This window comes from Bordetella tumulicola (genome assembly GCF_054779135.1).
The window spans coordinates 48,167-61,730 of sequence record NZ_BAAGYU010000014.1 but is presented as its reverse complement, the minus strand read 5'-3'; the positions used below and the strand labels follow the sequence as shown (position 1 = coordinate 61,730).

The 13,564-nt window shown below is 59.9% G+C and carries 18 protein-coding genes; 12 read left to right on the top strand and 6 right to left on the bottom strand.

Annotated elements, in window-relative coordinates; all coding sequences use genetic code 11:
* The first annotated feature begins 48 nt into the window (after positions 1-48).
* Entirely contained in the window at positions 49-1,386 is a 1,338-nt protein-coding gene (locus ACYVDM_RS25435; RefSeq protein ID WP_415793000.1) for a short-chain fatty acid transporter, read from the top strand.
* Between the two features lie 22 nt (positions 1,387-1,408).
* Positions 1,409-2,134 (top strand): SDR family NAD(P)-dependent oxidoreductase, encoded by a 726-nt coding sequence (locus ACYVDM_RS25430; protein WP_415793001.1) that lies wholly within the window; start codon positions 1,409-1,411, stop codon positions 2,132-2,134.
* Between the two features lie 39 nt (positions 2,135-2,173).
* Here the strand turns inward: ACYVDM_RS25430 and ACYVDM_RS25425 are convergent, their stop codons facing one another.
* Positions 2,174-2,950, bottom strand: a complete 777-nt coding sequence (locus ACYVDM_RS25425) for an IclR family transcriptional regulator (RefSeq protein ID WP_415793002.1) — start codon at positions 2,948-2,950, stop codon at positions 2,174-2,176.
* A 157-nt stretch (positions 2,951-3,107) separates the two neighbouring features.
* On the opposite strand from ACYVDM_RS25425, the gene ACYVDM_RS25420 reads away from it, so the two are divergent.
* From ACYVDM_RS25420 to pcaD, 5 genes are read left to right on the top strand one after another with little or no spacing between them, the layout of a single operon-like run.
* Positions 3,108-3,791 carry a 3-oxoacid CoA-transferase subunit A gene (locus ACYVDM_RS25420; RefSeq protein ID WP_415793003.1) on the top strand — a complete coding sequence of 228 codons (684 nt, stop codon included), beginning with the start codon at positions 3,108-3,110 and terminating at the stop codon, positions 3,789-3,791.
* Complete coding sequence (locus ACYVDM_RS25415) at positions 3,788-4,432, top strand: 3-oxoacid CoA-transferase subunit B (protein ID WP_415793004.1); 645 nt, start codon at positions 3,788-3,790, stop codon at positions 4,430-4,432. The genes ACYVDM_RS25420 and ACYVDM_RS25415 overlap by 4 nt, the downstream gene beginning before the upstream one ends.
* A 43-nt stretch (positions 4,433-4,475) precedes the next feature.
* Positions 4,476-4,751 (top strand): muconolactone Delta-isomerase, encoded by a 276-nt coding sequence (gene catC, locus ACYVDM_RS25410; RefSeq protein ID WP_415793005.1) that lies wholly within the window; start codon positions 4,476-4,478, stop codon positions 4,749-4,751.
* A gap of 23 nt (positions 4,752-4,774) precedes the next feature.
* Complete coding sequence (locus ACYVDM_RS25405) at positions 4,775-5,071, top strand: YciI family protein (RefSeq protein ID WP_415793006.1); 297 nt, start codon at positions 4,775-4,777, stop codon at positions 5,069-5,071.
* A 59-nt stretch (positions 5,072-5,130) separates the two neighbouring features.
* The gene (gene pcaD / locus ACYVDM_RS25400) at positions 5,131-5,910 is read left to right on the top strand and encodes a 3-oxoadipate enol-lactonase (protein WP_415793007.1); all 780 of its coding nucleotides are present in this window, start codon (positions 5,131-5,133) and stop codon (positions 5,908-5,910) included.
* Between the two features lie 38 nt (positions 5,911-5,948).
* Here pcaD and ACYVDM_RS25395 read toward each other — a convergent pair whose 3' ends face one another.
* From ACYVDM_RS25395 to ACYVDM_RS25385, 3 genes are all read right to left on the bottom strand, one after another.
* On the bottom strand, positions 5,949-6,359 hold the full coding sequence (locus ACYVDM_RS25395) for a MarR family winged helix-turn-helix transcriptional regulator (RefSeq protein ID WP_415793009.1): 411 nt from the start codon (positions 6,357-6,359) through the stop codon (positions 5,949-5,951).
* A gap of 114 nt (positions 6,360-6,473) precedes the next feature.
* Positions 6,474-6,863 carry a DMT family transporter gene (locus ACYVDM_RS25390; RefSeq protein WP_415793010.1) on the bottom strand — a complete coding sequence of 130 codons (390 nt, stop codon included), beginning with the start codon at positions 6,861-6,863 and terminating at the stop codon, positions 6,474-6,476.
* Between the two features lie 59 nt (positions 6,864-6,922).
* Positions 6,923-7,243 (bottom strand): DMT family transporter, encoded by a 321-nt coding sequence (locus ACYVDM_RS25385; protein ID WP_415793011.1) that lies wholly within the window; start codon positions 7,241-7,243, stop codon positions 6,923-6,925.
* A gap of 194 nt (positions 7,244-7,437) precedes the next feature.
* Here ACYVDM_RS25385 and ACYVDM_RS25380 point away from each other — a divergent pair, with 194 nt between their 5' ends.
* From ACYVDM_RS25380 to ACYVDM_RS25360, 5 genes are all read left to right on the top strand, one after another.
* A complete protein-coding gene (locus tag ACYVDM_RS25380) occupies positions 7,438-7,779 on the top strand; it encodes an FxLYD domain-containing protein (protein ID WP_415793012.1) in 342 nt (113 codons plus the stop codon).
* Positions 7,780-7,863: 84 nt separating this feature from the next.
* On the top strand, positions 7,864-8,520 hold the full coding sequence (locus ACYVDM_RS25375) for a carbonic anhydrase (RefSeq protein WP_415793013.1): 657 nt from the start codon (positions 7,864-7,866) through the stop codon (positions 8,518-8,520).
* 206 nt (positions 8,521-8,726) lie between these two features.
* Complete coding sequence (locus tag ACYVDM_RS25370) at positions 8,727-9,599, top strand: phytanoyl-CoA dioxygenase family protein (protein WP_415793014.1); 873 nt, start codon at positions 8,727-8,729, stop codon at positions 9,597-9,599.
* Positions 9,600-9,957: 358 nt separating this feature from the next.
* On the top strand, positions 9,958-11,706 hold the full coding sequence (locus tag ACYVDM_RS25365) for a nitrite/sulfite reductase (protein WP_415793015.1): 1,749 nt from the start codon (positions 9,958-9,960) through the stop codon (positions 11,704-11,706).
* Positions 11,699-12,286, top strand: coding sequence for a DUF934 domain-containing protein (locus ACYVDM_RS25360; RefSeq protein WP_415793016.1), 588 nt, complete (start codon positions 11,699-11,701; stop codon positions 12,284-12,286). Before ACYVDM_RS25365 ends, ACYVDM_RS25360 begins: the two co-directional genes overlap by 8 nt.
* A gap of 86 nt (positions 12,287-12,372) precedes the next feature.
* On the opposite strand, the gene grxD is transcribed toward ACYVDM_RS25360, so the two are convergent.
* Both grxD and prmC read right to left on the bottom strand, forming a co-directional pair.
* Positions 12,373-12,699 carry a Grx4 family monothiol glutaredoxin gene (gene grxD / locus ACYVDM_RS25355; protein ID WP_415793017.1) on the bottom strand — a complete coding sequence of 109 codons (327 nt, stop codon included), beginning with the start codon at positions 12,697-12,699 and terminating at the stop codon, positions 12,373-12,375.
* Positions 12,700-12,744: 45 nt separating this feature from the next.
* Positions 12,745-13,563 carry a peptide chain release factor N(5)-glutamine methyltransferase gene (gene prmC / locus ACYVDM_RS25350; protein WP_415793018.1) on the bottom strand — a complete coding sequence of 273 codons (819 nt, stop codon included), beginning with the start codon at positions 13,561-13,563 and terminating at the stop codon, positions 12,745-12,747.
* Position 13,564 lies beyond the last annotated feature (1 nt).

Here is a 13,564-nt window from a genome sequence, read left to right as displayed (position 1 = left end):
TCATCAATCCCCCCTTTTACATGTATTGCAAAGCAAGTTGGAGACTTCATGAATAAGTTAACGTCGTTCTTTACGGAGCTGATGCGTAAGTATCTGCCCGACCCATTCGTGTTCGCCATTGCACTAACACTATTAACGGTGCTGATGGCAATGGGCATCGAGGGACAAGGACTGGGCGAGATCACCAGAGAATGGGGCAAGGGCTTTTGGAGCTTGCTGGCCTTTACGACCCAGATGGCCGTGATTCTGGCGATGGGCTACGTGCTGGCCACGGCGCCATTGACTGACCGCCTGCTCGACCGTATCGTCAGCCACGTACATCAACCTCGCACGGCCATCATCGTAGCCACGCTGGTGGGCGGTGTCGGCAGTTATCTGAACTGGGGTTTCGGCCTGGTCATTGGTGGCATCGTCGCCAAAAAACTGGCGCTCAAAGTCAAAGGCGTGCACTACCCGCTGATCATTGCCGCTGCCTATAGCGGCTTTACCATGTACGGTCTGGGCCTGTCGGCCAGCATCCCAGTGCTGATCGCTACCCCCGGGCACCCCATGGCCGACGTGATGGGCACGATACCGTTGTCGGAAACGATCTTTTCAGTGCCCATGCTGATCACCAGCTTGGTCATCATCATCACCCTGCCGCTGCTCAACGCCTGGCTACACCCGCGCGCGGGTGACAAAGTCACCGAGGTCGATCCCGATATCGACAAATCGACCGAAGCCCCGGTCAGTGGCGATCTGATGGAACAAAACACCATTGCATCAAAGCTGAATAACAGCCGCATTCTGAGCCTGTTGATCGGCCTGCTGGGCATGGCCTATGTTGCGTTTCACTTCGTCGACGGCGGCACGCTGGATCTGAACCTGATCAATTTCTTCATTCTGTTTCTGGGCATCCTGCTGCTGCGCACCCCCGCAGCCTACGTGGCCAAACTGAATGACGGCATCAAGACCATCTCCGGCATCATTCTGCAATACCCGTTCTACGCCGGCATCATGGCCATCATGGCGGGCTCCGGCCTTGTGAATACCATCTCGCACGTCTTTGTCGATGTGGCCACACCGGGCACGCTGCCTTTCTGGGGCCTGATCAGTTCGTTCTTTATCAACTTCTTCGCGCCCTCGGGTGGCGGGCACTGGGTGATCCAAGGACCCTTCATGATTGATGCAGCCAAAGAAATTGGCAGCTCGATCAGCCAGACCTCGATGTCCGTCATGCTGGGCAACGCATGGAACGACTTGGTCCAGCCGTTCTGGATACTGCCGGCACTGGCACTATCGAAATTGAAGCTGCGTGATGTCATGAGCTACACCGTCATCATGATGGTCTGGGTGGGCATCATCCACATCTGCGCCGTGCTGGCTTGGGGCATCCTGACCCACTAACCTGCGACCCGAGGTATTCATTATGAAACCCAACGCTTATCTCGTGACGGGCGGTAGCGCCGGCATCGGCGCCGCGATTGTGCGCGCCCTGCTCGAGGCGGGGCATCGCGTGGTCAACATCGACTATCGCCTGCCCGACAATGCGCCCGAAGGGCTCGTGTCAATCCAGGCGGATTTGACTAACGAGGCGCAAACAGTGGCCGCCGCGGCGCAAGCCACGCGCGATCACACCATTATCGGCCTGGTTAACAACGCGGGTGCCACCCGTCCGGGCACAGCCGATACCGCCACACTGGCCGACCTGGACTATGTCGTCGCCCTGCATTTGCGCACCACGATGATCCTGGTGCAAGCCGTGTTGCCGGCGATGCGCGAAGCGGGCTTTGGCCGCATCGTCAATATGTCTTCCCGCGCCGCACTGGGCAAGCCCGATCGCGTGGTCTACTCAGCCACCAAAGCCGGACTAGTGGGCCTGACCCGCACGCTGGCCATGGAACTGGGCGGCGATGGCATCACGGTCAATGCCATCGGCCCCGGCCCTATTGCCACCGACCTGTTTCGCAATAGCAACCCCGATGGCGCACCGCAAACGCAGCGCATCATTAACAGCATTGTGGTCAAGCGCTTGGGTACGCCCGAAGATGTCGCGCGTGCCGCGATGTTTTTCTTGTCGCCGGACAATGGTTTTGTGACGGGACAGATGCTGTATGTGTGCGGCGGCACCACGCTGGGCGTGGCACCAATCTAAATGCGTCACTACGTCACGCCTGCACCTGCGCGCCGCTCTTTAGCGGCGCCGCAGTGCTTGGTTGATGTGCTCGGCCGCGTCGCGCAATGGCGGCAAGAAGGCTTGCAGCATCGCCTCGCGCGAATAGCGACTCGCGTGTCCGCTGACGTTCATCGCCCCGATCACTCGCCCGGTTCGATCGATGATGGGCACCGCCAGCGACTGCAACCCGAGCTCCAGTTCTTGCACCACGCAGGCATATCCATCGGCGCGTACCTGGGCCAACAGGCGTTTCAGATCAGGCATGTCCGTCACCGTGTGTGGGGTCAGCTTGCGGATATCACTGGCCGCCAACACGCGATCTTGTTCGTCGGCCGGCAAGCCCGCCAGCAACACCCGCCCCATAGATGTCACCCACGCAGGCAGACGACTGCCGACCGACAGATTGATGCTCATGACCTTATGCGTGGACAGACGCAGGATGTACACGATATCCGTGCCATCCAGTACGGAGACCGAACACGACTCCCGCGTGGCTTCGGCCACCGTCTCCATATAGGGCAACACCAAATCCCACAACGGCGTGGCCGACAGGTACGCATAGCCCAACTCCAGGATTCGCGGCGTCAAGGAAAACTGGCGGCCCTCGACCGTCACATAACCCAGATGCTCCAGGGTCAACAAAATGCGCCGCGCGCCCGCGCGGGTCAACTCGCAAACGGTCGCGACCTCCGACAACGTCATCTGCGGGCGTTGCGGGCCAAAAGCCCGGATAACAGACAGCCCACGTGCGAACGACTGTACATAGGTATCACTGGGTTGCTGTGTGTTTTCCATATCTGTAACCATGTTCGCGCAAGCCCGAAACCGCCGGGGGTGGCACGTGGCGTATCCACCTTGACACTCCCCGGCCACCATGAAACGATGTTCTTCAAATGAACGAAAGTTCTAATTAAGAACAAATTATGACACGCCCTTTTTATTGCGGACTCCCATGATCTCAAAGCTCGTTGCAAATGCTACGGCCGCCCTGGCGGACGTGCCCGACGGCGCCACCGTCATGATTGGCGGCTTCGGCACCGCCGGCCAGCCCATGGAACTGATCGACGCCCTGCTGGAACAAGGCGCCAAAGATCTCACCATCATCAACAACAACGCCGGTAACGGCACGACAGGTCTGGCCGCATTGCTGGCGGCCGGTCGGGTGCGCAAAGTCATCTGCTCGTTCCCGCGTCAATCCGACTCGCAGGTCTTTGACGGCCTGTACCGCAGCGGCCAGTTGGAACTCGAACTGGTGCCTCAGGGCAACCTTGCCGAGCGCATTCGCGCCGCAGGCGCGGGGATCGGCGCATTCTTCACGCCCACGAGCTATGGCACGCCGCTGGCAGACGGCAAGGAAACCCGTGAAATCAACGGCCGCCACTACGTACTGGAATATCCCCTGCACGCCGACTACGCGCTGATCAAAGCCGATCGCGGTGACCGCTGGGGAAATCTGGTCTATCGGAAAACCGCACGCAATTTTGGTCCCATCATGGCCAGCGCCGCGCGTGTCGCCGTCGCCCAAGTTCGTGAAATCGTCGAGCTCGGCGAACTCGACCCCGAAACCGTCGTCACCCCCGGCATCTTTGTTCAACGCGTCGTGCAAATCGCCCCGGCCGCCAAGGAGCAGCAATGAGCACCAAACTGACCCGCGACCAGATCGCCGCCCGCGTCGCACAAGACATCCCTGAAGGCGCCTACGTCAACCTCGGCATCGGCCTGCCCACGTTGGTCGCCAACCACTTGCCCGCTGACCGTGAAGTCATCCTGCATACCGAAAACGGCATGCTGGGCATGGGCCCCGCCCCCGCTAAAGGCGAAGAAGACTACGACCTGATCAATGCCGGCAAGCAGCCCGTGACCGAGTTGCCCGGTTGCGCATTTTTTCATCACGCCGATTCGTTTGCCATGATGCGCGGCGGCCATCTGGACATCTGCGTGCTGGGCGCCTTCCAGGTCTCGCAGCACGGTGATCTGGCCAACTGGCACACCGGTGCCCCTGACGCCATCCCCGCGGTAGGCGGGGCCATGGACTTGGCGATTGGCGCCAAAGACGTCTTTGTGATGATGGAACTGCTCACCCGCGAAGGCCAAAGCAAGCTGGTCGCCGAATGCACTTACCCGCTGACCGGCATGCGCTGCGTCTCGCGGGTCTACACCGATGTAGCGGTCTTTGATATCCGTGGCGGCGACGTCACCGTCATCGACTTGTTCGGCGACATCACTGCCGACGAGTTACTGCGCCTGACCGGCCTGCCCCTGAAGTTTGCCAACTAAGCGCGCAAACGATCCCGACAAACGACTCTGACTGGAGATCTCCATGCTATTCATGGTCCAAATGCAAGTAAATCTGCCCGTCGACATGCCCGCTGAGCGCGCCGACAAACTCAAAGCCGACGAAAAAGCCCTGGCGCAACAACTACAGCGCGACGGCAAATGGCCGCACCTGTGGCGCGTGGCGGGCCGCTATGCCAACGTCAGCATCTTCGACGTGGACAATAACGACGAACTGCATCAATTGCTGTCCTCGCTGCCGCTGTTCCCGTACATGGATGTTCAGGTCACCGCGCTGGCGCGCCATCCTTCGGCCATCTAAGTCCCTCGACCTGGGAGCCTCATATGCCCTACATCATCGAAACCTTCGACAGGCCCGGCCACCAAGCCCTGCGTCAACTACATCGCGCTGCCCATCTAGACTATTTGGACGCCAACAAACAGTTGCTACTGGCCTGCGGCGCCAAACTGCAAGACGATGGTCAGGATGCGGGTGGTGGACTCTACGTGGTGGACCTCGATACCCGCGAGCAAGCCGAGGCGTTCATCGCCGCAGACCCATTCGCCAAAGCGGATCTGTTCGAACGCATCACCATCACACGCTGGCGCAAAGCCTACGTCGGCGGCGAACTGTTTCTGTAGTCAGGACACATTGCCTGCCCTCTCCCCGCCCAGATCACCCATCGGAAACAGGATTTTTTATGTCTTACGCTGATCTCAGCCAAGTTCGCCTGTACTACGTCATCGACGGTCCGGCCGATGCGCCCGCACTGGTACTGTCCAACTCGCTCGGCACGTGCTCCGACATGTGGGCACGCCAAATTCCCACGCTATCGCAACACTTTCGCGTGGTGCGCTACGACACCCGCGGCCATGGCAAATCGTCGGTCCCCACCGGCGACTACACCTTCTCGCAACTGGCAGGCGATGTCGCCGAACTGCTCGACCACCTGAACATCGACCAAGCCAGCTTCTGCGGCCTATCCATGGGCGGTCCCACCGGTCTGCAACTGGCGCTTGATCACCCGCAACGTGTGCGCAAGCTGGTGTTATCCAACACGGCGGCTCGCGTCGGCAGCGTCGAAGGCTGGTCATCCCGTATAGCCGCCGTCACCGAAAACGGCCTGGAGAACATGGCCAGCGGCCTGGTCGAGCGTTGGCTGTCGCCCGCCTACCGCGCCGCCGAGCCGGGCCTGACACAGGTGCTGGTCGACATGCTGCGCCGTACCTCGAACGAGGGCTATAACGGCAACTGTGCCGCGCTGCGCGACGCTGATCTGCGCGGCAAACTCGCCGACATCAAGGTCCCCACACTGGTGATCTCCGGATCGCAAGACCCTGCCGCCACACCGCAAGACGGTCAAGCCCTGGCTGCCGGCATTGCCGGTGCCCGCTACATCGAGCTCGACACCTCGCATATCGCCAATTGGGAACAACCGGACGCCTATACCCGCGCGCTCGTCGACTTTCTCACGGCCTGACCCGTCGGCGCCGGCCTACACGACACGGGATGCGGCGCCTATCCGGCCTTTGCGACGTGCGTTGACAGTAGCCTCTCGCCGCCATGCTCCTTGAGCGCGGCACCCAGTGCGCTTTCGTAGTCGGGCTGTGCACTATCAAGACGCTTGCGTCCCTGTTCGGTCAGCACCGTATACACCCCGCGCTTGTCATCCGGACACAGGTCGCGGATGGTCAGTCCGGCACGCACCAGGCGCTCGACCATCCGCGACACCGAACTTTGGTTCAAACGCAGATGCGAGGCCAGCTCCTGCATACGCAGCTCGGAATCCGGAGAACGCGCCAACACTTCTAGCGCGCGATACTCCGACAGGCCAAGCCCGTGCTGTGCTTGCAGTACCTTACCTAGATCGGCCTCGACGTTGGCGACGATTTGGATCAGATCAAGCCACGGACCGCTTTTCTTTGTCATAGCCGACTCCCACTTCTCTTGCGTAATGAACAGCGCATTTTTACATATGTATGCCCATACAAGTAAAAAGCGAAACCAACTCAGGAGAAACGCCACATCCAAGCCCGTCGCGGCTCAACCAAGCACGTGACCCTCGTTGAGTTGACCCTTCGCGCTATCGGCGAGCTTCAGCCAGACAACTCCCGCGATGATGACCCCCAGCCAGAATGTCTGGGTCATTGTGAGCGGCTGATCGAGCAGGACACTACCCAACGCCGCTGCACCGACCGAACCAATGCCTGCCCAAACGGCGTAGCCAATACCCACATCGATCGTTCGCAGCGCAACGCTAAGGGCATATAACGTCAGCAAGAAAAACACCACGGCCGAAACTGACCAACCCAGCACCGTGAACGCCTTGCTGCCCGCGACGCTCAATGCATAGCCAATCTCGAATGCACTAGCCAGCAGCAACATCGTCCACGCCCGTCCGTTGTGCCGGTTCATTCCGTCTGTCGTCGTCATGTCTGTTTCCTTTTAGAGATTCAATAGAAGTTGAATAAAGTGCGAACCTGCCTGCACCGTCACGCCGCACCGCTAAGCCGCAGGCCCACGACGCCCCCGATCACGAGCGTGATCCCGATCAATTTCTTGACGTTCAGCCGCTGCCCGAAGAACAGCGCGCCCAGAACAACAATTCCCACACCCGCGACGGACGTCCAGATCGCGTAGCCCACGCCCACATCGAAAGTAAGCAATGCAAGGCTGAGGAAAAAAGTCGCGATACCGCCGCTGACCAGCGTCGCAACCGTCCACCCGATTTGGGTAAATCCCATCGCTTTGCCTGCCGAAATGGCGACCACGATCTCGAAAATCACGGCAACTCCCAGATATAGCCAATGCATGATTAAGTCCCTTAATTTATTTGCATGTGCATGCATATTAAATAGGAAAGAAATAGTTGTCAATTTATTTGTATGCGCATGCACATTGAAATCTCCGGAAAGAATTCCATGTACTGGATTTACTTAAGCCGCTGATGAAAATGCTATATCTAGTTTTTCCGCCCTCAGCGCGGCCCGATATTGGAGCCTTCGAAATGAAAAGAATCCTCGCCGCCCTGCTATTGGCGCTACCCATGATCGCCACGCCTGCGCTGGCGCAAAGCAGCCTGCCCCACGGTGTCTCGATCAACAATCTGGCTGCTACCCGTCAGGCTGATGGCGTGTGGGTCATTACCAGCGCCGTCTCCAACCACCGTGACCAACCCGTCAACGGGTTGTCCGTCACCTACGCGCTATATGACGCACAGGGCAATAAAATTGGTCAAGTCACAGATCAGCGCGCGTCTCCCCTGGCTCCTGGCGACACGTGGCAGGCACAAACCACCACCACGCAGGATTTTGTGCGCTTTAGCGCCAAGGACATCCGGGTTCAATAGTGGGCTCGACATTTTGTCGGCCACTTGTCAGGGGACTGTGAAAAAATAGCGACTTGCGCTCGCACCACAATAAGGATGTCCCCCATGTTCCCCAAACGACTTTCTGACGGCTACCAGGCTTTTCTGGATGGCCGCTTTCATAACGAACGCAAACGCTATGAACACTTGGCAGAGCTTGGCCAACACCCCCAAATCCTGTTGATTGGCTGTTGCGACTCCCGGGTATCGCCCGAGGTCATCTTCGACGCGGGTCCCGGAGAGATGTTCGTCATCCGTAACGTCGCCAATCTGGTCCCGCCGTACGAGGGCGAAGCCGAGTCCTCGTCGTACCACGGCACCAGCGCCGCCATCGAATTCGCCGTCAATGCGCTAAACGTCAAACATATCGTCGTGCTGGGGCATGCCTCGTGCGGTGGCGTTGCGGCCGTGTTCAACGACGCGAAACCGCTCACCAAGATCGACTTCATCGGAAAATGGATGTCGCAGATCACCCCGGTGGCGGATGCCCTGCCCCGCACGGGCGACCACGCCGTCGATATCAAGCAACTGGAATGGGCCGTGGTGGAACACAGCCTGAAAAACCTGATGACCTTCCCGTCCATCCGTCGTCGGGTCCACAAGGGTGACCTCGAACTCCACGGCACCTATTTCGGTGTCGCCACTGGCCTGTTGTTCCTGCTCGACCCCGAGACCGGGACTTTCGCCCCCTGCAAACCGCAAGAACCTGCCGCTGCCGACTGATCGATCACGGCGATCGACAGGCTCGCACCCGGCAATGCGGCGCTGCAGCGTGACACGGTGGTGAATTTCTGTATTCTGAATACAAAGACTCACCGAACTTCCTGTCATTCAGAACACTGCCCGCCGGCAGCGGCCTGACGGATGTCGGCGCGCGGCGCCGGAAGCAACAGCGCCAACTGCGGCCGGCCCCACTCCCGGAGACGACGATGCAACTTACCAAAGCGCAACGCGAACAATTCGACCGGGACGGGTATCTGTTCTTCCCCGCCCTGTTTTCCCCGCAGGAAATCGCCACGCTGACTGACGAAGTGCCACACTTGTACGCACAAGACCGGCCCGAAAACGTGCGCGAAAAGCAAGGCGGCGCGGTGCGCACCAACTTCGCGGCCCATTTGTACAGCGCGCCGTTCGCGCGTCTGGCCCGGCATCCCCGCATGGTGCTCCCCGTCGAGCAATTGTTCGGCGAATCCGTATACATGCACCAGTTCAAGATCAACGGCAAGAACGCGTTTGACGGCGACGTGTGGCAATGGCACCAGGACTACGGCACTTGGCTCAACGACGACCTGATGCCCACGCCACGGGCCATGAACGTGGCCATCTTCCTGGACGAGGTCAACGAGCACAACGGGCCGCTGATGTTCATTCCTGGCAGCCACCGTCTGGGCGTGCTCGAAGCGGGACACGACACAACGACCACGAGCTATCCGCTCTGGACAATCAACAACGACAACATCCGTACGATGGTGGAAAAAGCGGGAGGCCGCGATGGCGGCATCGTCGCGCCCAAGGGGCCAGTGGGCTCCATGCTGTTGTTCCACTCCTGCCTGGTGCATGCATCATCATCCAACCTCAGCCCCTGGAACCGCGTCAGCGTGTACCTGAGCCTGTGCGCGGTGTCGAACCACATCCGGCGCTTCAAACGTGTGGAATGGATCGCGCATCGGGACTTCAGCCCCATCGAATGCCTACCCGACGACTGCCTGCAACAGGACTACGTCGTGGACCTGCCATGGGAAAATGGCACGCCCCCCGAGGCGGCACGGACGTCGCTCGAGCGCCTCGAAGAGACCGCCTGATACCCCACCCGCGTTGCGGGTGCCTGATACACCCGCAACGCGGGCTAAAGCAGTGCGGCGTGGATCCACTCCATCATCACGTGCCGTGCCATTTCGGCGCGAGTGGGCGCGGGCATTTGCCGGGGGTGACATGCAAAGTCTTTGTCACGCCACCACCCCGCGAACACGGCCTCTTCGTGCTTCTATCCTTATTACCAGAATGACTTAGACAACCCAATATATCGGCTGTTACGGTTATGTACATAGAACCTGGCGACGCCAAACGGCGGCGTTTTTTTGCGTCTGTGGCATCTTTTGCCCGCCTTGTCGCCAGTGGTTCCTTCAGGCGCCTTCGAGCGCCCCCAATAGGCAACTTGCTATGTACGTGTACGACCCTGTCGATCAACAACTTGTAGAACAACGCGTTGCGCAGTTCACCGATCAGACGCAGCGCTTTCTGGACGGTCAACTGACCGAAGACGACTTCCGCACCCTGCGCCTGCAAAACGGTCTGTATATCCAGCGTCATGCGCCCATGCTGCGCATTGCCATCCCATACGGCCTGCTGGCGGCGCGACAACTGCGCACCCTGGCCCATATTGCCCGCACCTGGGATCGTGGCTACGGTCACTTCAGCACGCGCCAGAACATGCAATTCAACTGGCCCAGGCTCGAAGACGTGCCGACCATTCTGGCGGAGTTGGCCAAGGTGCAAATGCACTCCATCCAGACCAGCGGCAACTGCATACGCAACACGACCTCTGATCACTTTGCAGGCGTTGCTCCCGACGAATTGGTCAACCCGCTCGTCTGGTGCGAAATCATTCGCCAATGGTCCACCTTGCACCCGGAATTCGCCTTCCTGCCGCGTAAATTCAAAATCGCCGTCAGCGGCGCCGAAGAAGACCGCGCCGCCGTTGGCGTGCACGATGTCGGCCTGCAGGCTGTCGAGCAAGATGGCGAGTTGGGCTTTCGCGTGTGGGTCGGCGGCGGCCTGGGCCGTACCCCCATGGTCGGCCACCTGATCAACCCCTTTGTCCCATGGCAGCATCTGCTGACCTATCTGCAAGCCGTCCTGCGCGTCTACAACATGCATGGTCGGCGCGACAATAAATTCAAGGCGCGCATCAAAATCCTGGTCAAGGACCTGACGCCCGAGGTCTACGCACAGCAAGTCGACGAACAATGGCAGCTCATCAAAGACGGCCCCGACACACTCACGCAATCCCATGTTGATACCATCGCCAACCGCTTTACCTGGCCTGAATACGACGACGCCGTGGCGGGCGAGCCCGATCCCACCGAAATGCATGCCGCCGCGCATCCGGCGTTTGCCCGTTGGCTGCAGAAAAACGTACGGGCCCATAAGGTCCCGGGTTACACCGCGGTCACCCTGTCGCTCAAGCCCACGGGTGTGCCCCCCGGCGATATTACGGCCGACCAGATGGACGCCGTCGCCGATTTATCTGAGCGTTATGGCTTTGGCGAAGTCCGCGTCTCGCACGAGCAAAACCTCGTGCTGGCCGACGTGCGTCGCAGCCAGCTATTCGCGCTCTGGGAAGAACTCCGCGCGCTGAACATGGTCACGCCGAACATCGGCCTGCTGACCAACATCATCGCCTGCCCGGGCGGCGATTTCTGTTCCCTGGCCAATGCCGTCTCCATCCCCGTCGCCGAGGCCATTCAGCGCCGTTTCGACGATCTGGACTACTTGTTCGAGATCGGTGAACTGGATCTGAATATCTCCGGCTGCATCAATGCCTGTGGACACCATCACGTGGGCCACATCGGCATTCTGGGCGTCGATAAGAACGGCGAAGAGTGGTATCAGGTAACGTTGGGGGGGCGCCAAAATGGCGCCGCCAAGCCTCTGCTGGACCTGCAATCGACACGTGGCGGTGGCGCCGCCATTGGCCGCATCATCGGGCCATCCTTTGCACGAGCCCAAGTCGCCGATGTCGTCGATCGGCTCATCCAGACGTACCTGCGCCTGCGCGACAGCGACGTCGAACGCTTCATCGATGTCGTCGACCGCGTGGGTATCGCGCCCTTTAAAGAAGACGTTTATTCCGACCCCGCCGTCGCCAAATCCGCACCGGCCCCCACTCGCGAGGTGGCACATGCCTGAAACCAGCGTAACCTCAGCGGTGGACGACCACACTGCCCGCCTCATCCGTCACGGCCAACTGCAAGTGAACGATTGGCACGTCTTTGAGCCCGAGGCCGCCGGCGCCAAAGACGACGAAACGTCATCTGTGGCTGGCGCACCGCCGGTATTACCCGCGGATGAACCGGGCTGGATCGTGCCGCTGACCCTCTGGAGGGTGGCACAAGACGCGCTGCGCCAACGTCAGCATCCCGTCGCCGTCCTCTTGGCGTCCGACGCCAAGTTGCAAGACTTGGTCGGTACGGATGGCCGTGTCGACGCCACGGGCCTGGCATTCATCGCGATCGATTTCCCTATCTATACCGATGGGCGCGGCTATTCACTGGCGCAATTGCTACGCACTCGTCACCACTGGCAAGGTGAACTGCGCGCCCTCGGCGATGTCATGATCGACACCATCCACTATCAGGCGCGGGTGGGCTTTGACAGTTTTCTGGTCAAACCGGGCCACGACCCCGAAAAAGCGCTGGCGGCCTTTAAGACGTTTACGGTGCACTACCAACAAACGTACCCCAAGCCACCAGAACAACTGGCGGCCTAGCTCAGCGCGGCCTATCGGGCCTATCGGGTGTGCCTGCCACGCAATGCACACCCCATCATGCAGAATCTACGGACAGGGCGACAGCCTTAGGCCGTAGCGCCCGATCCATCCAGCAAAGACTTGAGCTCGCCGCTTTCGTTCATCTCATTCATGATGTCCGAACCGCCGATGAACTCGCCGCTGACGTAGAGCTGCGGAATAGTCGGCCAGTTGGAAAATTCCTTGATGCCCTGGCGGACTTCGTCGTCCTCGAGCACATTGACGGTGATCAGTTTCTTGACACCACAGCCCTTCAAAATCTGAATGGCACGCCCCGAAAATCCACATTGGGGAAACTGGGCCGTACCTTTCATGAACAACACCACAGGGTGCTGGGTCACGGTATCGCGGAGAAATTCTTGTACGTCGCTCATGGTGATCTCACAAACAGGAAAAGCAGTAATTAACGAATGAATCCATTATAGGGACCCGCCAGAAATCCGCTCGATTCCCGACAAATCACGCAAACTCGAAACTTGATTAAACCCGGCATCGTTGAACAACGCCCGCACCGCGGCCGCCTGATCCCAACCATGTTCCACCCATAGGGCACCGCCGGGCCGCAGTCTGTCGACCGCCCCCGCGACAACCACGGACAAGTCTCGCAGACCATCCGCGCCGTCGGTCAAGGCCCCGCGCGGCTCAAAGCGCAGATCACCCTGACCCAGATGTTCGTCATCACGGGCAATATACGGTGGATTGGACACGATCAGGTCATAGCGAGCCAGGGACGGCAGCGCGCCATACCAGCTACCCTGCGCAAAATCCACGCGTGCACCCAATCTCGACGCATTACGCACCGCCATCTGCAGCGCGGTCGCGCTGGCGTCCGTCGCGGTCACCGTGGCATTTGGCATCGCCAGCGCGATCGACACCGCGATCACGCCGCTGCCCGTGCCCAAGTCCAGTACCGCCGCCTCGGGATGCCTAGCAAGCCACGCCAACGCGGTCTCTACCAACAGCTCGGTATCGGGCCGGGGAATCAACACCTCGGGCGTCACCGCAAAATCACGCCCCATGAATTCGCGATGCCCCACCAAATACGCCATGGGTTCACCCGCCAATCGGCGCGTCACCAACACCTGAAATTGCTGCGCCTGCCAGGGCTCGATTGGATCCATATCATGCGCCAGCAACCAGGCGCGCGGCTTGTCCAGCACATGCTCTAGCAGCATACGCACCTCCAGACGCGGCAGGCGCGTGTCCCGCAAAAGGGTTTGCAGGATCGGATGACTCACG